At 69.9% G+C, this 18,887-nt stretch carries 24 protein-coding genes; 3 read left to right on the top strand and 21 right to left on the bottom strand.

Annotated elements, in window-relative coordinates; translation table 11 throughout:
- Positions 1-49 precede the first annotated feature (49 nt).
- From ACXYMR_RS06760 to ACXYMR_RS06690, 15 genes are all read right to left on the bottom strand, one after another.
- The gene (locus tag ACXYMR_RS06760) at positions 50-1,411 is read right to left on the bottom strand and encodes a hypothetical protein (protein ID WP_458942027.1); all 1,362 of its coding nucleotides are present in this window, start codon (positions 1,409-1,411) and stop codon (positions 50-52) included.
- 60 nt (positions 1,412-1,471) lie between these two features.
- Positions 1,472-2,851, bottom strand: a complete 1,380-nt coding sequence (locus ACXYMR_RS06755) for an ATP-binding protein (protein ID WP_458942026.1) — start codon at positions 2,849-2,851, stop codon at positions 1,472-1,474.
- Positions 2,848-3,525 carry a response regulator transcription factor gene (locus ACXYMR_RS06750; RefSeq protein ID WP_458942025.1) on the bottom strand — a complete coding sequence of 226 codons (678 nt, stop codon included), beginning with the start codon at positions 3,523-3,525 and terminating at the stop codon, positions 2,848-2,850. Before ACXYMR_RS06750 ends, ACXYMR_RS06755 begins: the two co-directional genes overlap by 4 nt.
- A gap of 21 nt (positions 3,526-3,546) precedes the next feature.
- On the bottom strand, positions 3,547-3,888 hold the full coding sequence (locus tag ACXYMR_RS06745) for a PepSY domain-containing protein (RefSeq protein ID WP_458942024.1): 342 nt from the start codon (positions 3,886-3,888) through the stop codon (positions 3,547-3,549).
- A gap of 64 nt (positions 3,889-3,952) precedes the next feature.
- Positions 3,953-4,867, bottom strand: coding sequence for a DnaJ C-terminal domain-containing protein (locus ACXYMR_RS06740; RefSeq protein ID WP_458942023.1), 915 nt, complete (start codon positions 4,865-4,867; stop codon positions 3,953-3,955).
- A 48-nt stretch (positions 4,868-4,915) separates the two neighbouring features.
- Complete coding sequence (locus tag ACXYMR_RS06735) at positions 4,916-8,686, bottom strand: baseplate multidomain protein megatron (RefSeq protein WP_458942022.1); 3,771 nt, start codon at positions 8,684-8,686, stop codon at positions 4,916-4,918.
- A complete protein-coding gene (locus tag ACXYMR_RS06730) occupies positions 8,671-9,138 on the bottom strand; it encodes an NlpC/P60 family protein (RefSeq protein ID WP_458942021.1) in 468 nt (155 codons plus the stop codon). Before ACXYMR_RS06730 ends, ACXYMR_RS06735 begins: the two co-directional genes overlap by 16 nt.
- A complete protein-coding gene (locus ACXYMR_RS06725; protein WP_458942020.1) occupies positions 9,135-9,797 on the bottom strand; it encodes a DUF2163 domain-containing protein in 663 nt (220 codons plus the stop codon). Before ACXYMR_RS06725 ends, ACXYMR_RS06730 begins: the two co-directional genes overlap by 4 nt.
- Before the next feature lie 9 nt (positions 9,798-9,806).
- Positions 9,807-10,430, bottom strand: a complete 624-nt coding sequence (locus ACXYMR_RS06720) for a phage distal tail protein, Rcc01695 family (RefSeq protein WP_458942019.1) — start codon at positions 10,428-10,430, stop codon at positions 9,807-9,809.
- A complete protein-coding gene (locus ACXYMR_RS06715; protein WP_458942018.1) occupies positions 10,427-10,939 on the bottom strand; it encodes a phage tail tape measure C-terminal domain-containing protein in 513 nt (170 codons plus the stop codon). Before ACXYMR_RS06715 ends, ACXYMR_RS06720 begins: the two co-directional genes overlap by 4 nt.
- The gene (locus ACXYMR_RS06710) at positions 10,926-11,129 is read right to left on the bottom strand and encodes a phage tail assembly chaperone (RefSeq protein ID WP_458942017.1); all 204 of its coding nucleotides are present in this window, start codon (positions 11,127-11,129) and stop codon (positions 10,926-10,928) included. The genes ACXYMR_RS06715 and ACXYMR_RS06710 overlap by 14 nt, the downstream gene beginning before the upstream one ends.
- Positions 11,126-11,407 (bottom strand): gene transfer agent family protein, encoded by a 282-nt coding sequence (locus ACXYMR_RS06705; protein ID WP_458942016.1) that lies wholly within the window; start codon positions 11,405-11,407, stop codon positions 11,126-11,128. The genes ACXYMR_RS06710 and ACXYMR_RS06705 overlap by 4 nt, the downstream gene beginning before the upstream one ends.
- Positions 11,404-11,820 (bottom strand): phage major tail protein, TP901-1 family, encoded by a 417-nt coding sequence (locus ACXYMR_RS06700; protein ID WP_458942015.1) that lies wholly within the window; start codon positions 11,818-11,820, stop codon positions 11,404-11,406. The genes ACXYMR_RS06705 and ACXYMR_RS06700 overlap by 4 nt, the downstream gene beginning before the upstream one ends.
- 55 nt (positions 11,821-11,875) lie before the next feature.
- Positions 11,876-12,286 carry a DUF3168 domain-containing protein gene (locus ACXYMR_RS06695; RefSeq protein WP_458942014.1) on the bottom strand — a complete coding sequence of 137 codons (411 nt, stop codon included), beginning with the start codon at positions 12,284-12,286 and terminating at the stop codon, positions 11,876-11,878.
- The gene (locus ACXYMR_RS06690; RefSeq protein WP_458942013.1) at positions 12,283-12,840 is read right to left on the bottom strand and encodes a head-tail connector protein; all 558 of its coding nucleotides are present in this window, start codon (positions 12,838-12,840) and stop codon (positions 12,283-12,285) included. Before ACXYMR_RS06690 ends, ACXYMR_RS06695 begins: the two co-directional genes overlap by 4 nt.
- 113 nt (positions 12,841-12,953) lie before the next feature.
- Here ACXYMR_RS06690 and ACXYMR_RS06685 point away from each other — a divergent pair, with 113 nt between their 5' ends.
- The 3 genes from ACXYMR_RS06685 to ACXYMR_RS06675 are packed head-to-tail and all read left to right on the top strand — an operon-like array spanning position 12,954 to position 13,656.
- Complete coding sequence (locus ACXYMR_RS06685) at positions 12,954-13,142, top strand: hypothetical protein (protein WP_458942012.1); 189 nt, start codon at positions 12,954-12,956, stop codon at positions 13,140-13,142.
- Positions 13,139-13,327, top strand: a complete 189-nt coding sequence (locus ACXYMR_RS06680) for a hypothetical protein (RefSeq protein ID WP_458942011.1) — start codon at positions 13,139-13,141, stop codon at positions 13,325-13,327. Before ACXYMR_RS06685 ends, ACXYMR_RS06680 begins: the two co-directional genes overlap by 4 nt.
- Entirely contained in the window at positions 13,324-13,656 is a 333-nt protein-coding gene (locus tag ACXYMR_RS06675) for a hypothetical protein (RefSeq protein WP_458942010.1), read from the top strand. The genes ACXYMR_RS06680 and ACXYMR_RS06675 overlap by 4 nt, the downstream gene beginning before the upstream one ends.
- A gap of 9 nt (positions 13,657-13,665) precedes the next feature.
- Here ACXYMR_RS06675 and ACXYMR_RS06670 read toward each other — a convergent pair whose 3' ends face one another.
- The 6 genes from ACXYMR_RS06670 to ACXYMR_RS06645 all read right to left on the bottom strand — a co-directional run bounded on the left by ACXYMR_RS06670 (position 13,666) and on the right by ACXYMR_RS06645 (position 18,872).
- Entirely contained in the window at positions 13,666-14,880 is a 1,215-nt protein-coding gene (locus ACXYMR_RS06670; RefSeq protein WP_458942009.1) for a phage major capsid protein, read from the bottom strand.
- A 59-nt stretch (positions 14,881-14,939) separates the two neighbouring features.
- Positions 14,940-15,356, bottom strand: coding sequence for an HK97 family phage prohead protease (locus ACXYMR_RS06665; RefSeq protein ID WP_458942008.1), 417 nt, complete (start codon positions 15,354-15,356; stop codon positions 14,940-14,942).
- 351 nt (positions 15,357-15,707) lie between these two features.
- Positions 15,708-15,947 carry a hypothetical protein gene (locus ACXYMR_RS06660; protein ID WP_458942007.1) on the bottom strand — a complete coding sequence of 80 codons (240 nt, stop codon included), beginning with the start codon at positions 15,945-15,947 and terminating at the stop codon, positions 15,708-15,710.
- Complete coding sequence (locus tag ACXYMR_RS06655) at positions 15,947-16,993, bottom strand: phage portal protein (protein WP_458942006.1); 1,047 nt, start codon at positions 16,991-16,993, stop codon at positions 15,947-15,949. Before ACXYMR_RS06655 ends, ACXYMR_RS06660 begins: the two co-directional genes overlap by 1 nt.
- Before the next feature lie 63 nt (positions 16,994-17,056).
- Positions 17,057-18,340 carry a DNA-packaging protein gene (locus ACXYMR_RS06650; RefSeq protein ID WP_458942005.1) on the bottom strand — a complete coding sequence of 428 codons (1,284 nt, stop codon included), beginning with the start codon at positions 18,338-18,340 and terminating at the stop codon, positions 17,057-17,059.
- Positions 18,294-18,872 carry a hypothetical protein gene (locus tag ACXYMR_RS06645; protein WP_458942004.1) on the bottom strand — a complete coding sequence of 193 codons (579 nt, stop codon included), beginning with the start codon at positions 18,870-18,872 and terminating at the stop codon, positions 18,294-18,296. The genes ACXYMR_RS06650 and ACXYMR_RS06645 overlap by 47 nt, the downstream gene beginning before the upstream one ends.
- Positions 18,873-18,887 lie beyond the last annotated feature (15 nt).

The following is an 18,887-nucleotide window of genomic DNA, read 5'->3' as shown; positions in this document are numbered from 1 at the left end:
GTTAGTCCGGCACGCCGCAGCTGGCAAGTCTCAGGCGCGAGGCGGGACGCTATGCCGCGGCTGCCGCATTGCCGCGCCGCCGCAGCAGGCCGGCGACATCGTCGCGACCGGCCGCTTCCAGCAGGCGGGCGGTGATTTCCAGACCGTCCTTGGCGGCGGTGCGGTTCTGGCCTTCGCTGTTGGCCACCAGGTCGACCAGCATCTCGCCGGCCGTCTCCAGGCGTTTCTCGGCCTGCTCCGCGATCCGCTTCTGGGTCGAGGCAATGGCCGCCGCCGTGGCATGCCGGCGGGCCCGGTTGAGGAAGAGCAGCAGGCCTTCCGCCTTGTCGATCGCTGCATCATTGGGCAGCTGGGCCGGAATGATCCGGCCGCTGCGGCCGCGGCGCGGTTCTGGCAGGCCGGCGTCCAGCGCCAGCGGCACCTTGGCCAGGACTTTTTCGACATTGGTCGAGGCCTCGGCCCGCAAACCGTACAGGGCCCGGCCCCACCGGCCGTCCTTGCGGATGCCGAACTCCTGGGTCATGCCAACCGAATAGGCCACGAAGCGATCAAACAGGTCGGCCGCAATGCGGGCCTCTTCCAGGGTTTGCGGCGGCTGCTTGAGCTTGGCGGCGAAATAGCCCGTATCGGCCAGCACGGCATCGCCGATGGCCGCCAGCTCGGTCTTCTGCACCACCAGGTCATCGCTGCGCTCGCCGATCAGCTCGACGGCGCGGAAAATCTCCCACGGGTTTTCCAGGCGCCCCATGGTCAGCAGCAGGATCCACACCGAGGCCTCCGGCTGCCGCTCGATCATTTCCTCGTGCATGTTCTTGATGAGGTATTTCATGTCCTCATCGAGATCATTGATCTCCTTGGGCAGCTGGTTCATCGCCCAGTCGATGTTCTCCGAACAGCGCAGCAGCGTGATGACGTCGGACAGCATGGCCCGGCCCTCACCGCCAAAGCGCTTGAGCAACGCCGTCATGTCCTTGGGGACGCGGTCGGCCTTGGTCACGGCCTCGTCCAGCCGTTCGGCGATCGAGCGCCGGAATTCATACCAGACCGGATCGTGCTCGGGCTTGCGGCATTTCTTGGCGGTTTCGACGATGTCCTTGGCAATGTGGCGGACCATCCAGCCCCACAGCTTGGACACATCATCCGGGCTGAACCGGAACCTCGAGGGCGGGGTCTTGCTGGGATCGGCGACGAGCGGGCGCAGCGGTCCGAGGATATAGGGCTTGGCCAGATCGCCGGCCGGCTCTTGGGTACTCTCTTCAAGCTCTTGAAGAATACCGCATAATTGCGCCGTTGCCGGATCCTCAGAATCCCCGGCCGTGGCAGCCGCAATCAGCGTCGCCCGCATGTGCGCAGGCAGACTGCGCCAGAGCGCTTCGAGCTTGGCTCGCTGATTGGGCGTAAGTTTTGACATTCCCTACAGACACTGCTGATTCAATCGAGTCACCCTGTCATACTTAAGGTTAACGACGCTTTAGCGGCGCGTTGCCGGGACGTCCAGTTCGGCGAGAAGCCCACCCATCCCGGAACGCTTCAGTGAGAGTTGTCCGCCATACGCCTTGGCCAGGTCGGCGACGATGGCGAGGCCGAGCCCGGATCCCGGGGCCTGCTCATCGAGTCGGACGCCGCGTTTGAGCGCCGACGCCACCTGCTCTTCCGACAGGCCCGGCCCGTCGTCCTCGATTGAGATCAACAGGCGCTGCTCGTCCGTGCGAACCGCCGTGACACGCACCTCTCCGCCCGACCACTTGCAGGCATTGTCCATCAGATTGCCGATCATTTCCTCGAGATCCTGGCGTTCCCCCTTGAAACTCAGCCCCTCGGGGATATCGGTCTCGATATGGATGCCGTGGCGGGCATTGATCCGGCCCAGCGTGCGGGCCAGGTCGGCGACCACGGGCGTCAGCTCGGTGCGCGCCCCGACTGCTCGGGCATGCGCCGCCGCCCGGGCACGGCGCAGATGGTGCTCGACCTGCTGGGTCATCAGCCCGGCCTGGCGGTCGACCAGCTCGGCCAGCGGCCCGTCGCCGGCACGCGCCTCATTGGTCAGCACGGCGATGGGCGTCTTCAGCGCGTGCGCCAGATTGCCGACATGGGTGCGCGAGCGCTCGACCAGTTCACGCGAATGGTCGAGCATGGCGTTGAGCTCGTCGGCCAGCGGCTGCAACTCGGTCGGATAGCGCCCCTCCAGGCGTTCCCTCTGGCCCTCGCGCACATCGGCGACGCTGTCGCGCATGCGCAGGACCGGGGCCAGGGCGATACGCACCTGGAAGAACACGCCGGCGGCGATGGCCGCGGCGAAGCCGAGAAACATCAGGGCCGAGGTCAGGGCGAAATTGCGCACGTCGCGATCCGCGGGCGTGCGATCCTCGGCGGCGACGACATAGATCAGGCCCGGCCGGTCCGACAGGCTCACGGCCTGGCCGACCAGGCGCAGCGGTTCACCGCTCGGCCCCTTGGCATTGGCGGCGACCAGCGTACCGGGAGACGCCTGCAATTGCTGGACAAAGCGCGGCGCCAGGACCAGCACCTCGTCCCACATCGAGCGGGACACGGCGAGCGGCTCCTCGCCGAGCGCGTGACCTTGCGCGACGATCTGCCAATAGCGCCCGGAGAACACCCGGCCATAGGCCGGATTGGCGGGCCGGCGGGCCAGCGACACGCCGCCCTCGCCATCACGCTCGACCGCTGCCACCAGGGCTTCAGTGACCCCGGAGACGCGATCATCGAGCGTGCGCATGACCGAGCGCTGGTAGAGCGTGGTCAGCGCCACCGCGCCGACCAGCAACAGGACAAAGGCCCAGACCGCCGCTCCGGCAAACAGCCGGAAGGCCAGGGAGGGCCGGCGTTTCACGAAACCGGACGCGGTTCCGGAGCGACCAGGCGGTAACCGAGCCCGCGCACGGTCTCGATGCGGTCCTGGCCAATCTTCTTGCGCAGCCGTCCGACAAACACCTCGATGGTGTTGCTGTCGCGGTCGAAGTCCTGGTCGTAGATATGCTCGACCAGCTCGGTGCGCGAGATCACCCGGTCCTGGTGGTGCGCCATGTAGCTGAGCATGCGAAACTCGTGTGATGTTACCTTGACCGGTGCGCCGTCGATGAAGACCCGCGCCCCGCGCGTGTCGATCGACAAATCGCCGCACTCGATGGTCGAGGTGGAATGTCCGGCCGCGCGGCGCGTCAGCGCGCGCAGGCGGGCCAGCAATTCCTCGGTGTGGAAGGGCTTGGTGAGATAATCATCGGCGCCGGCATCGAAACCCGCCACCTTTTCCGACCAGCGGTCGCGCGCGGTCAGGATCAGCACCGGCATGTCACGCCCGTCAGTGCGCCAGCGTTCCAGCACCGAAACGCCGTCCAGCTTGGGCAGGCCGAGGTCGAGCACCACGACGTCATAGGGCTCGGTATCGCCCAGGAAATGGCCGTCCTCGCCATCCGTGGCGGAGTCCACGGCATAACCGGAATCCTCGAGGGCCCGGCTGAGCTGGCGGTTGAGATCAGGATCGTCTTCGACAACAAGGGCGCGCATCAAACTTTCCTCGTATCCGGTCTAGCGTTCGTACAGGATCTGCCCGGTACGGGCGTCGGCAATCACGTCGATGCGGCGACCGTCAGCGGTCAGGATCTTGATGACATACCGCGGATTCGCGCCACCTTCGAGTTCGGCGTCGAGCACGTCGGCGCCGGGATAGCGCTGGCGCACGGCGGAGATCACGCGCAGCGCCGGCACGACATCGCCCTGGCGGCGCAGGTCACGGGCTTCACCGGCCGTGTAGCGGTCGCGCGGGTCCTGCCCCTGGGCCGCAACGGCCTTGCCGTCCGACCACTGGGCGTGGGCGGGGACGCCCAGGACACTCAGGGCACACGCAGCGATGACGAGTTTCTTCAACATGACTGGCACTTTCGCCCCCAGCCCCTGAACCGGCGCTGAACAAATTCCTGCAAATGCATGACCGTCAGGACGTCATGCCCTTGCGCGGATCATAGCCCTCCGGCGGCTGCCACGTCGCCAGGAAATCCTTCAGCGCGTCATCGCTCGACGGCAAGGACACGATGAGCCGGATGATCTGGTCGCCGCGTTTGCCCTTGGCGTTGGCAAACCCCTTGCCGCGCAGGCGCAGCTGGGTGCCCGAACTGGCCCCGGCCGGCACGCGCACATCGACCGGCCCGTCAATCGTCGGCGCGCGCACCTTGGCCCCCAGCGCGGCTTCCTTGATCGAGATCGGCAATTCCAGCCGCACATCGTCGCCGTCACGAGAAAAATGCTTGTGTTCCGACACGGCGAGCTCGATCAGCGCATCGCCGCTCGGCCCGCCGGTCGGCGATGGTTCGCCCTGGCCGCGCAGGCGCAGCACCTGGCCTTCCGACGCCCCGGACGGCACCGCCACGTCGAGCGTGCGCCCGCCGGGCAGGGTCACGCGATGCTTGCCGCCCTTGGCCGCCTGCATGAAATCCAGGGTCAGCTTGTAGCGCGCATCGGGTCCCTTGCGCGGTTGCGGACGCTGCTGCTGGGCCCCGCCGAAATCGGTAAACAGGTCGGAGAAAATGTCGGAAAAGTCCGCCGCACCACCGGCCCGGCCGCCATGCCGTGACTGGCGGAAACCGCCGCGCCCGCCGCCCATGCCGGCTCCGAACCCGGCCCGCGCCGCGGTATCGTACTCGGCCCGCTTTTCCGGATCGGACAACAGCTTGAACGCCTGCGAGACCCGCTTGAAGCGCTCCTCGGCCGCCTTGTTGCCCGGATTGGCATCCGGATGCAGCTCTTTCGCAAGCTTGCGATAGGCCTTGCGTATCTCGTCCGCGGTCGCGGTCTTGGAGACGCCGAGCGTCTTGTACGGATCATCCATGCGCGTGGCACCTGTCGGGGTCACTGTTCGGCTTTCATGTAAGTGGCTTTGGCCCACTTCGCAAAGCCTGCCTCACACGGCGAACACACGCCGCGCCGCCCGGCCCCAGCCGGTGGCGGCGGAAAACTGCGCCACCTGCAGGGTGAAGGGTGTCGGCAGCGTCCCGCTATGGGCATGGAACGCCACTCCTGTCTCGGCCGATACCAGCACATTGCCGCCATCCAGGATCTCCACCCGGTAGCGCTCCTCTGCCTCGCCCAGCGGGATCTCCGCCGCCGCCCAGCTGTCCGCTTCAATGCGCGATTGCCGGATCCAGCTGAATGCCCAGCCCGCCCCGGTCTGCTGCCCGCGCAGATGCACCGGCGGCAGGCATTCCAGATGCCGCATCAGCGGCACCGTCTCGACCACGCCGGCTTGGGCGTGATCGGCCGGCCAGCCGCGCGCCACCACGCTCAGCCTGATATTCTCGCCGATCTGCGCTGTCGCCACGGGCCAGGCGACCAGTGCCTCGTCAAGCCGCACCACGCTCGCGCCGGCCGCCACCGGACCGCACGCACTGCCATGCACGCCGCGCAGCAAATCGCCGATACGCCAGCGCCCTTGCCCGATCAGCTCCGCCTCGCAGTAGCCAAGGATCTCCCAGCGCCCGTCTGCCCGCTGGACCGCCAGCCGGTTGGCCCCGCCCAGCACCTCGGCCTTCGGCCGACTGACCAGCGCCACCGCCGGATCCATGTCGAGCTCTGCACGGGCTCCAGCCTGCCAATATCCCACCGGTCCGTCCGCCAGGTCGCCAGCCAGCGACCCGATCGCGGCGGCCCGCTCCAGCTGTGCCACGCGCTGCTCGCCGACATACACGTCCAGTCCACCCGGCCACGGCCGCGCCAGTCCGGCCAGCCACGGCCCGGCCCGCCCGGCCTCGCCGGTCAGACCGCAATCGACGACTTCCAGCCAGGGCTGCGACGGCGGCCGGATGGGGTCTCCGACGCGGCTGTCCGGGCCATCGAGACTCGCTGCACCTCCGGAGTCGCGCTGCACCACGACAGTGCGCGGTGCGCCGCCATCCAGCTCGGACACGACCCGCACCTCACCGTCGACCATCACCCCGTCCCCGGTCTCCACCGCCAGCGCCGAAGGCGGCAGCGCCCCGCTCACCACATCGGCCCGGCACACCATTTCCTCGAGCCGGGCCGCACACCAGCGCCGCGCCAGATCGCCGTCGGCCACCACCGGCACATGCATGTCCACGACACGCAGCGTCCCGGGCCCGTCCAGCGCCCTCGCCTGGCCCGGCTGATAATCACTGCGGTCATCGAGAAACGTCAGGCCCACATCGCGCGGTACATCGCTCGGCGCGGCAAAGCTCCAGCCCCGGTCGCCTCCCGCGACCGCCGCGGCCCACTCCCCTGTCCAGCCACTCACCGGCCCCTGTCCGGCCGAGCGGAAGACCAGTGCCTCGGCCTGCGCGTCGACACGCCAGCCGAGCAGCCCGGCCAGCGGCGCGAGCGCCGCCCGCACGCTCATCGGCCGGTCCACCACATAGCCTGCAACGATATCGTCGAGCCTAGTCACATCCACCCGCTCGATCCCGGTCGCCGCGCACAACTCCCCGACGATATCGCGCACCGGAACCTGCCCGACCCGCCCGTTCAGCCAGTGCCCCAGCCGCCAGTTACCGCCATCGGACCAGATCTCGGTGCGGGCCGGAAAGTCGGGCCACGGCCGCGCGTCCCAGGTCCACACATGAATCCAGTCCGGCTCGATCATCGGCCCGCCATAGACACTCGACAGCGGATTGCCCGCCGCGTCGTCCCAATGGCTCAGATGCGCTTCGAGATAGCGACGCTGGATCAGGTCGTCGCGCCGGCCGTCGGAATAGTACGGCAAACGGCTTTCCGCGCTCTTGGGATCGACGAACACATTGGGCTGGTTGGCGCCCTTGTCGACCGCCGGAGACCCCAGCTCGGTCAGCCATATCGGCTTGGATTGCGGCTGCCAGGCCGTCGCCGACAGATTGCGCACACCTCCGGGCCGGTCATGATGCGGCTGGCTCCACCAGTTCACCAGGTCCTTGTAACGCCATACCCAGGGCTCGCCGTGCGCCGCATCGGTGATCGGCGTGCGCGCCTGCACGTCGCGGTCAACCGGCGAAGCATAATACCAGTCATACCCTTCCCCGCCGGCGATCTGCCCGGCCAGATAGGCTGCATCATGCGGCCTGCGCGCCAGCACTGCATCGACATGTTCGGCGCCGTCGCGCCAGTCGGCCAGCGGTCCGTACCAGTCGATCGCCACGGCATCGATGTGCGCATCCGCCCACAAGGGGTCGAGATGGAAGATGTGCGCCCCTCCCCCCGGCTGATGTCCCGAATACTCGCTCCAGTCCGCCGCATAGGACAGGCGCACGCCCGGCCCCAGCAGGCTGCGCGCCTCGCCGGCCAGGGCCTGCAAGTGGGCCACTGCCGGATAGCCATCGCCCGCTCCGCGCACCCGCGTCAGCGCCGCCAGTTCGGAGCCGATCAGGAAACCGTCCACGCCGCCGGCCGCCACCGTCAGCGACGCGCAATGCAGGATGAAGCGCCGCAATCCCCACTCGTCCGGCCCCGCATAGGTCACCGCCCCGTCCGCCACCGCGTAATCGCTCGCCGTCGCGGTCCCGAAAAATGCGGCCACCTGGTCATCGGCAGCGGCACTCCGGTCGACGCTGCCCGCAACGCCCGGGGCCGGATGACAGGTGATCCGTCCGCGCCACGGAAAGGCCGCCTGCTCGCTGCCCGCATAGGGATCCGGCAAACCATTGCCCGCCGCGATGTCCATCAGGATGAAGGGGTAGAGCGAGACCCGGAAGCCCCGTGCCCTGAGCTCGGCGATGGCCGCCACGATGCTGGCATCGTCCGGCGTGCCGCCATACACCGGCCGTTCCTCGTCCCAACTGACCAGCCAGGCTGTTTCACGGTCCTGTCCCGCCACGCGCCAGCTGACCGGGCGCGTCTGCTTGTCCCGGCTTTCAACTCCGGGCCGGATCTCGCACGCGCCGCAGCGCAGATCGTTTCCGAACCAGGCCACGACCAGCTGGACCGAACGGCAGTTCGGCAGATCCCGCTCGAGATCATCCAGCGCCGCCACCAGGTCAGGCAGGCCGCGCCCGTTATTCTGGTTCTCCGCCTGTTCGGTGCCCGGCCCCAGCCGACGCATCACCGTGTCCGTCGCGTAGGCAAATTCGCCGGAGGCCGGGATCAGATTGATGCCCCGGACCTGGCTTTCCAGCCCGTCCACCCGGCCCTTGCGAAACACTTCCACGCTCAGATGGGGCAGGCGCTGGCCGGAGCGCTCAACCGGCCAGTCCTCGATCACAAGATAGGCCGTGCCGCGGAAGGCCGGCGCGTCCGGCCCCTCTATGGCCGCGATCAGCGCATCCGGCATCTGCGTCTCGCTGCCCTCGTGCACCCGCCAGTTGAGCCCCGCCAGATCGACCGGCTCCCCGGTCGACCAGATCCGTCCGATGCCGGCAATCTCGCCTTCGCACAGGCCGACGGCGAAACTCACCGTATAACTGTACTCGCGCCGCTTCGGCCAGCCCTTGCCGCCGCCCGTATCGCTCGCATGCTCGGCCAACCGCGAGGCCCAGATCACCTCGCCGGTCAGCCGCGCCCGGCCCCACAGACGCGCCATCGGCGCTCCGTCGGTCGCCGTCTGCAGCGCAAGCGCGTCGATCCGCGGGCCGTCATGGCGGGGCGCCAGCCAGTTGGCCACCGCCGCGCCCGCCGCCGCGCGGACCAGTCCCGGCAGCACCTGCTGCGCGCCCTGCACCGCCACTTTCCCGGCCGTCATCACCAGTTCGGCCATGCTTTCCCTCCCACGCTCTCGATTGCAGCCCGCGGAAACCGGAATGCGGCCACTCGGCGCCGTTGCCACCACGCATGCAGCGCCGTTTCCGCCACCGCCCGGCCCCAGTAGGCGTGCACGATGTGGTCGTGCGGTGCGACAATGCCGCAATGCTTGGCCGGGCCTTTGCGGTCGGGCCGGAACAGCATCACATCACCGGGCCGCGCGCCGTCCTTGTCGATTTCCTCCAGCCAGCGCTGGCAGCCGTCCAGCAGCGCTTCGCGGCGCTGCCCGGTCTCCCAGTCCCGCTGCCAGTCCGCCAGCTCCGGCGGTTCCGCGCCGTGCAGCGACCGCCACACGCCGCGCACCAGGCCCAGGCAATCCGTGCCAGCGCCGCGGCACGAGGCCTGCCAGCGATAGGGTGTGCCGATCCAGCGTCGCGCCTCGCGCAGCGCCGCCGTCCGCGTGTTCACGCCAGCCCCCGTGATCCGCCGTCTTTGACCTGGTCGGCCTGCGGCGAGGCCATCAGCGCGTCATTGCCGGGCAAATAGGGAAAGCCACGAAAATTGAGCGTGTTGGCAAAACGGTCGCGGCAAGTGGCAAAGGCCTGGTCACAGCCCAGCCCGAACGCCGGGTGGCTCTGTGCCACGCCGCAACGCGCCTCGCCCAGCTTGGCATCACAGCGCCGGCCATAGACCCGCCCTGTCATCGCGTCGAGCCGATGCGCCGGGCCCAACAGGTCGGCTTCAAAGCGACCGTCGACGCGCCGCACCTCGCCGAGCACGAAGCGACCGGTGCGCACCCGCGCCGCCACATCCTGCCAATCCACCCGCCACACCTCGACCGCCGCGCCCGACCACAGCCCGGCTTCCAGGTCCTCCACCGTCAACACGTCGGCATCGAGCGCCCCGGCGACCTCGCCCTGTCCCGGTGCCATGCCCTCGGCCAGTGACATCTCCGCCCCGCCAAAGCCGCTACCGGGCCGGTAGGCCAGGCCGTCAATGACCAGCTCGCGATCGTGTTCGGTGAAGCCGTAAACCGCGCCATCGCGCCGCGTCACCCGCCAGCACGCGCACAGCGTCGTCACCCCGCGCGCCAGGGCGGCGCGCAGGCCTTCGCTCAATTCCAGCATGATACCCTCCTAAGGCCGGATCTCGACCAGCGGCACGCTGACCGCCTCGCCGGCTCCGACCGCTTCCAGCGAGATCGCCAGCCGGTCGGTGTCGAAACGCACCGGCACGTCGAACTGGAAGCCGGCGCTGACCACCGCCCCCGTCGGCGGCGGCGCCGCCAGCGTCACCTGCCCCGTCGTGGCATCCGCATCGGCCGCCACGACCGCACCGTCGACCGCCACGACCACGCTTCCCGGCACCGGCTTGGCAATATCCCGCGTCCAGCTCTCGGGTCCGCTCTCGTACCGCTTGACCAGCTGGAACACCGTCTCGGCCCCGTCACCCGTCCCCAGCACCTGGTCGGACGCGGTCACGACCTCGCCCGGCCCGCACGAGGCATGGTCCAGCGGATCGCGGAAACGAAACCCGCACAAGCGCCCGCGCCGCGCCTCGAAGAAGGCAATCAGCGTCGCCAGGTCCGCGGCCCGGCGCACGCCAGGGCCCGCCTCGTAGCGACGCCGGCTGTCGGCCCAGGGGGTATTGCGTTCCTCGCGTCCGGATACCAGCGTCACCACTTCGGTGCGCCGCTCCGGCCCGCCGCTCGCCCCCAGCGCCACGGCGAAGGGGAAATCAACCTCGTGAAACGGGGTCATGACCAGCGCCTCGCCTTGTCTATCGCCTTGACCAGCGCACGCCCCAGCCGCGCCCGGGACAGCTCCGGCTCCGCCGTTCCGGCCTCACCCAGATGCACATGCACATTCACACCGCCCGGCGGCGCCTGCAGCGCGCCCGCCTGGGCCGGCACGAAAAGTTCCGGGCCGCGCTCGCCGACCAGATACGCGCCACCGGCCGTCACCGGTCCGCCCTCGGCCTTCGCACCGGCGAAATCCAGCCCGCCCAGGGCGCGCTCCATCAGTCCCTGCAGCGGCCGCACCAGCACCTGCTCGCCGGCCAGCCGCGCCAGGTCGCGCAGCACCGCCTCGGTCAGCCGGTTGAAGGACAGCTCGCCGGATCGCGCCGCGCGCTCGAAGGCCTGCTCGATATTGTCTCCCGTGCGCGCAAACGCCGCCTCCATGGCATCCGCCGCGCGCCGCGCCGGACCGTCCGCCAGCGCTTCCAGCGCCGCCCCGGCCGCCTCGATATCGTCGTCAAACTCCGCCATCGCCTGTCTCCCCAAACCGTTCCATCAACGCCTCGAGCCCGGCCCGCCCCAGCGGTCGACCCGCGTGCGTGCCGACCGCGCACATCAGCCGCCATTCCGCCACGCTCAAGCGCCAGAAATCCGCCGGCGCCAGCCCCATCCGGACCGCCGCCAGGAGCGCCGCGCCCCAGTCCGGCCCGCAGCCCGTCACGGTCCCGCCGACGCAAAGCACCGCGCCACCGCTTCCGCCGCCTCGCTCGGTGTCAACGCGCCCGCCAGCACCTCGGCGGCCTCGGCCGATGTCCCGCCAGCGCGCAACAGGATGCGCGTCACCGCGACCAGCCGCCCGGCGTCCAGCCTTGCCCCGTCCGCCATCAGCGCCTCGACTTGCGCCAGCGCCCCCAGCGTCAGGCACAGCACACCGCTCTGCCCGCCGGCTGCGACCGCGATCTCGCCGCGCACCGGATTGGCCATCCCCGCCCCGCTCATAGCGCCAGGAATCCCAGTGCCCCGGCCGAGGCCAGCGTCATCGACCAGGTGGCCTCGCCATCATGCCGCCCGGCATAATCCAGCGCCGCAACCTGGAACGGCCCTTCCAGCGTGCCGAAGTCCGGGATCACCAGCTGGCAATCCGGTGTCGCCTGGTCGAAGAAGGACTGGCGCAGCCGCGCGTCAGCCTCGGCGTCGACAAACACCCCGGCCCCGCTCACTGTGCACGTCTTCACGCCCGCCCCCGCCAGCAGCTCGCGCCAGCCCTCCGGGCTGTCCGCATGCGTCACGTCGATGCTCCGCGCATTCAGCGAAATTGTCTTCATGCGCAGCCCGGCCGCCGCCACGAAACCTTGCGGCTCTAGCCCGTCACCGAGCCGCACCAGCATGTCCCGTCCTGCCTGTATCGCCATCTCGTCCTCCCGAATCCGGTTCCGAAAAAAACCGCCCGGTGGGGCGGCTCGCTTGTCATTGTCCCTGGTCGCGGCCCATCAGCGCCCTGAGCCGGATCACGCCGTGACTGACCCGCGAATCCCGGGTGTGGAACACGTCGCAATAGGCTGGCATCAGGGCCACCAGGACGAAGGGCGGCGGCAATTCCACATCCATGTCGGCGATCGCCGTGCGCACCGCGCCCAGCACCGGCTCGGCCGGCCCGTCGCGCACCCACAGATTCAGCGTCAGCCGGGTTTCCAGCAGATCCACACCCGCCGCGCCGCGCGTGCGTGCGCCCGACCGCCCCCAGCTGGCATTCGGATAGGCCGCCCGCGCCGAACGCCGCGCCGTCAACCGCACCGGATCACCCAGCACCGCCCTGACCGCCGCATCCTCGCGCAGCGCCGTTTCCAGAGCGCCACGCAGATCACTGAGCGCGCTCACAGCGACCACCGCCGATAGGGCGCCATCAGCCGCTTGGCCCGCGTTGGGAGACGCGCCGCATCGCCCTCTTCCGCCATCTCCTGGACCGTCAGCAGCACCGCCTCGCGCAGCATCTCCGGCACCTCCGCCGCCGCCTCGCCATGACCGCAGCGCCAGACAATCTCGATACCGCCCCGCGCCCGCCCCGGCCGCGGCCAGGCCTCGCCTTCATTCAGCACCAGCCGCCCCGGCACCGCATCCGTGTCGACCCGAAACGTCGTCAGGTCCTGCGCCGTCGCACCCCCGTCCGCGTCGTAAAGCGCCACGCTGTCGACGGCGATCAGCGGCGGATGCGCCAGCTCGATGAAATCCGTGCACGGCCAGCCGTCCAGCCGCGCCCGCCAGGTCTGCGCCAGCAGCGCCCGCCCGGTCCACGCCTCGACCCGCGCCGTCGCCGCCGCGATCCAGTGACTGACCGCCGCATCCTGGCTGGCATCGGCGATGCGCAATCGCTGCCTCGCCTCATCCAGCGTGACCGGCAGCAAGGCCGGCGGATTGATCCGTTTGAGTGACATCCCGTTTCCTCCCGAATTCGCATGCCCCGGCTCGCACAGCCTTGCCTTACCCCCGGACCACCGGGCATCCTCGTCGCGACAGGCCGATTCCCGGCCACGCTTGGGGGAGCACCATGAATCAACGCGTCCAGTGGACATTTCTCGCTTGCGCCGGACTGGCCCTGTCGGTTTTGGCCATTTGCGGCTTTTTCCTGATCCTGGTGCTCAAGGGCGAACCGCCCCTGCCGCTGCTTCTGGTCACCGGATCCGGCTCCATGCTTGCCGGGATCGGGTTCAGCCAGCGCGCCAAGATGAAATCATGACGCCGCGCCAGCTCTGGACGGCCACCTTCTGGCTCGGCCTCGCCCTGATCCTGCTCGCCGTCTTCGCCGCCATCGGTTATCTGGCCGGTGGCGAGGACCTGCCTGTCATGGTCCTCGGCCTCGCTGCACTGGGTGCCTTCACCGCCTTCCGCGGCTGGTCGAAGCGCCGTACCCTCAAATCATGACGCCCAACACCTCCCTCAACCCGCTGCTCGCCTGGCTCCTGGCCTTCGCCATCGCCGTCGGCCCGGCCATCGGTCTGGCCTGGTGGCTGTTCGACATGTTCGGGCGGCTCGAGGACCCCGCCGGTGACTGGCCCTACCCGGTGCTTACCGGCCTGCTCTTCGCCACCCTGCTGATCCGCCCGCTGGAGAACCTCATCCGCAAGCACGGCTACGGCCTGCCCTCGGTCGAGGAGGCCCAGGGCCGGACGGGCGGCCGCGACCGCGTCTCCGACGCCGCCGAGACCGCCCTCTCCGACCGCCTCAAGCGCGAACGCCAGAAGCGCAAATAGCCGCGACGCTCACGCCAGGCCGAACTTCAGCAGCTTGATCGCCTCGAAGTCCTGCACCCCGCCGCCGACCCGCTTGGTGGTGTAAAACAGCACGTAGGGCTTGGCCGAATAGGGATCGCGCAGCACGTCGACGCCCTGCCGGTCGATGATCAGATAGCCCTGGCGGAAATCGCCGAAGGCGATGGCGAAACTGTCCGCCGCCACGTCCGGCATGTCCTCCGCCTCGGTCACCGGATAGCCCAGCAGGGTCGACGCCCCGGCCTCGGTCAGCGAGGGCTGCCACAGGTAATTCCCGTCGGCGTCCTTGAAGCGCCGCACCTGCGAGATCGTGCGCCGGTTCATCACGAACCGCCCGCGCGCCCGGTAGCCCGCCTTGGGTGCATGAACCAGCTCGATCAGCGCGTCGACCGGATCGGCGGCATCAAACCCGCCGCTCGTCCCGGTCGCCACATAGCCGATCTGCCCGAAGGCCTCGCTGCCCGCCGCCGCCACCGGGTAGTCGAGCAGGCCGCGCGGCTGGTCGATGCCGCTGCCGTTGATGAAGGCGGCGCCTTCCTGCACCGCGAACACGTCGCGCACTTCCGCCGCCAGCCAGTCATCGATGTCGACCATGGCATCGTCGAGCAGGTGCTGGGTCGCCGCCGGCATGGCGTAGAGCTCGCCGACCGGGAAATCCAGCAGGTCCAGCGTCGGCGTTGCCGTCTCCGGCCGTGCCGCCGTCTCGCCGACCCAGCCCGCCGCGGCCCCGCCGCGCGACACCGGCTTGCGATACAGGCCCGACGAAGTCTGGCGCACCTGGGCGATGGCCCGCACCGGTGACACTTCCGCCAGCATGCGGTCGATGCGTGCCTCGGTCTCGGCCGGCACCACATAGCCGCCATCGGCATCGCTGCCGGCACTGGCCGACTTGGCCTCGGCCAGCTCCGCCGTGTCGCCGTGGCGCATATAGCGCGCCCACGCCGCCGACCCGGCCGGCTTGACGGTCGGATTGAGGTCCGGCCGCGCCCCGGACAGGACCAGCCGCTCGAGCGCCGATTTCTGCTCGTCCAGCGCCGCGTCGAGCCGCGCCAGCTTGTCCTCCAGCAACACGTCACCGCCCTGCTTGCTCTCGAGCGCCGCCAGCCGCTCCTCATTGGCCGCCTTGAACGCCTCGAACACGCTCATCACTTCGCCCAGCGCCGCCCGTGTCTCGCCGGTCGCCGCGCCCATCTTGGTTTCGTCCATCTGTCTCACCCTCGCCATTCCCCACGCCTTCCTTCGACCCTGCAGTCTCAATGCCCGCGTCACGCCGCCAGGGCCGGCCGGCGCACGCGCTGCAACCGCGCCTGCGGCAGCATCGGGAAGCTCACGATCGAGACCTCCCACAAGTCCACTTCATGAATGTCGCGCCCGCCGCGCCGCTTGGCCTCGGCCCGCCGCGTGCGAAACCCGATCGACAGCCCGTCCACCTTGCCCGCGCCGACCAGCCGCCGCGCCGTGCGCGCCCGCGCCCCGTCACCGCTGATTTCGCCCTCGACCCACAGCCCGCGCCCGTCCTCGCGCACCACATCCCACACCCCGACCCTCTCGCCCGGCTCATGCTGGAACAGCATCGGCACGGGGCGCCCGCCGCGCAGCGAACGCGCAAACGCCCCCGCCATCACCACATCCCCCACCAGATCCACCACCCCGAACACCGACGCATGCCCCGCAACCCTCATGGCTGGTCCTCCCTTCGCTAATGCTTTCAAACATTCGTCCCGCTCCGCGCTCGGTCCGGGGACGCGTCCCGCACCCCAAACGAGAAACGGGCGCTTACAGCGCCCGCACCTCCCCATTCATCTCTTGCCGAGATGTCGCCTCAAGGGGTTTTCCAACTCAAGGGTGAAACCGCGAAGCGGCGGCTGCGCCGCCCTTGACTTGGAAAACCCCTTGAGGCCCGCTGGCCGACAAGAGATCAATGGCTCTCTCCGCGCCCGTGGCGCGCTGCTTCCACCCCTTCTCCCCCACCGGGGAGAAGGTCCCCGAAGGGGGGATGAGGGGCGCCCGCGAGAGCGGGCAAAAAAGGAACCTCACCCGTCATCCATCCGCCGCTCGATCCGGCCCAGCCCTTCCCGCACCAGCCGCATCTCGGTCTCCAGCCGGGCCAGCCGCTCGGCCACCGGCTCGGCGCGCTCCTCGCTGCGTTCCAGCTGCTCCAGCCGCGCTCCGACACGGCCCGACCAGACCAGGGCACCAGAGGTCTGCAGCGCCAGCGCCAGCAGCACGCCGAGCGTGACCTGGCGCTGCAGCGTCCAGCCCGCCCGCGCCATCACCCGGCCTCCGGCGGCAGCGCCGTCTCGTCAGCCTCGACTTTCGCCCCCGGCCCGCACCAGGGCTTGAGCCACAGGCTCAGCGCGCGCGCCGTCTTGCGCACCAGCGGGGTTACCGTCTGGCGCCAGAAGGCGCGATTGGCCTCCTGGTAATTGGCATAGGTATTGTCGCCCGGCAGGCCGAGCAGGAGCGGTGGCACGCCGAAGGCCAGGGCGATCTCGCGGGCCGCCTCGCGGCGCGCCTCGGAGAAGTCCATCTCCGCCGGGCTCAGCGCCATCGGCTTCCAGTCCAGCCCGCCTTCCAGCAGCAGCGGCCGCCCCGCATTGTCCGGCCCCGCATGCTCGCGCACCAGCTCGCCCTTCAGGCGCTCGAACTGGGCCGCCGTCATCTGCCCGTCGCCGCCGGAGAAGACCAGCGCCCCGGACGGCCGCGCCGCATTGGCCAGCAGGGCCCGCGCCCAGTCACTGCCGGCCGCGTGCAGGTCGAGCGCCGGCCCGGCCGGCTCGAGCGGCGACAGGCCGTAATGATCATCGCCGGGATGAAACAGCTTCATGTGGAAAACCTGTGCGCAACCCGTCACGGCGTCGCGCGTCAACAGCCGCGTGCGCCCGCCGGCGACATACTCCCAGCCCTCCGGCCAGCCGGCCCGGTCGGCCCGTATGCGCAGGCGATCCGGGCGCAGCACGTAGAGCTGGCGCGGCGTGCCGTCGAGGCTGACCATTTCCAGGTAGGCATTGCCCGCCAGCTGTAGATAACCCTGGAAAGTTTCCCACAGCTCCGGTCCCGACTGGTCACCATTGGGCGCACTGATCAGGGCCTGCACCCCGGCGTCCGCGGACACCAGCGGCACCGAGGCGGCCGCCTCGGCGATCAGGCGCACACAGCGATTGGCGATGGCATTGCGCTGATAACCGGCCCGCATCATCTCCGGCAGTGCCCGCGGCACCCAGCGACCCGGCCGTCCCAGCCCCATGCCCAGCCCCGCCAGGCGCGGCGGATCGGCCTTGGCCTCGCGCCCGCTCCATCTGTCCAGCCAACCGGCCATAGCTCTCTCCCTTCCCCGCGCCTCAGCGACGCGTGCCCCTGCTCTTCCGTCTTGTTGAAAGCGTCACAAGCGCCGCAGTCGCGGCCCGCCCTGGTGGTCCAGCACCAGCGCACTGACCGCCCAGACCAGCGCGTCGACGCGGTCCGGACTGGCCCCGCCAGAGCCGCGCTCGCCGCCCGAGGCACCGAACTGGCACATCTGGTCCTCCAGCCCGGCAAAACGCCCGGCATGGCGCACCCGCCCCGCCGCATAAAGCGCGGCCACCGGTTCGGCCCGCGTACGCTTGCCCCGGCTGGCATGCACCAGACGCACCGGCAGGCCCGGCGCCTCCGCGCGCAGCACGCTGGCCACCATGTCTCCCCCCTGGTTGGCTTCCGCGATCACCCGGTCGGCCAGGTAGTCCGCATAGGCTTGCTGTACCCGCCGCGACCAGGCGTCCGGCGTGGCCGGGCCGAACGAGCCGTCGGCGAGCACCACGGCACACCGCTTGATCCCCTCGCCATACGCTCCGGCCACAACGATGCCGCACTCGGCGGCAGTCTCCCCGCAGCTGGCCGGCGGATCGACCGCCACCACGATCCGGTCCAGTTCGGGCCACTCGCGGATTTGCGCCGCCTCGATCTGGGCCCGCGTCCACAGGGCACCGGGCGGATCCTCGATCAGCTCACCGTCGATCTCCTGGCGCCCCAGCAGCGAGCCGCCATAGCTGGCCTGCATGGCGGCCAGGAAACCCGGCGCCAGGTTCTGCGCATTGGCCGCCGTCGGCCGCCGCAGGATCTCCACCCCGTCCTGCCCGACCAGGCGCTTCAGCGCCGGGATCGGCCGCGGCGTCGTGGTCAGTGCCAGTTGCGGCCGGTCCCCGGTGCGCAGCCCCATGCGCAGCGTGTCGAGCACCTGTTGCGGCCGCGCCCAGGCGGCGAACTCATCGCCCCACCCAATATCAAATTGCGGCCCGCGCAGCCCGTCCGCATCCTCGGCGGAAAAGGCCTGCGCCACCGCCCCGCCCGGCCAGACCAGGCGCTTGCGTGACACTTCGTAGTGCGGCCGCTCCGCCTCCGGTCCGATATGGCGCAGACCCGACGGGCCTTCGATCATCACTTCGCGGACATCGGAAAAGGTCGGTCCCACGAGGGCAATCCGCGAGACGCCCGACATGACCTTCTGGCGCACCCATTCCGCCCCGGTGCGCGTCTTGCCGGCACCCCGTCCGCCCATCACCAGCCAGATCAGCCAGTCGCCCGGCGGGGCCTGCTGGTCGCGGCCCCAGTATTCCCAGGCGTGGCAGTCCGACAGGACCACATCAATCGGCATCTCCTCGATCCGGCTTTCGCAAACCTCGCGCGGCATTCTCCCGAGCGATGCGATCCTTGAGCTCGGCGCGAGGGTCATCAACGCCTCCGCGGTCGGCCAGTCCTGATCCGGCTCTGCCGGCTCCCGTGCCGGCGCCGCCCCGGCCTCCGTCTCGTCCCGCTCCATGGCCTTGCCCCGCCCCCTCGACCGCCTTGCCGCTGCCTTCCGTGTTGTGCCCGGGTGCCGGCAGGGCCAGCACGACCGGGCGCGGCCCGACATCGAGCTCGGCCGCCCGCGCCGCCTGGCCGACGCTGCGCACGGTCTGGGCCGCCTGGCTGGCGGTCGCGTCGTCATCGCGCCTGAGGGCCTCGCCGGCCCGCACCAGATGGTTCAGCATGCCGCTGCGCACGGCGGCGCCGACGATCTCGTCCTTGCGCGCCTCCCTGTGCCGGAAATGCAGGCGAATTGTCGCCGCCGCGATGCCTGTGCGCCGCGACAGCATGGCGATCGAGCTCCCCGCGAGATGCTCGAGGTAGAGCCGGTCATAGCGGTCCTTGGTGACCGCGCTTTCTGGGATTTGTTTGAGCATGCCGGAGTGTCACCC

Source organism: Maricaulis sp. CAU 1757 (assembly GCF_054482675.1).
Note: the sequence above shows the minus strand (reverse complement) of the source record. Positions and strands in the feature narration are given on the sequence as shown.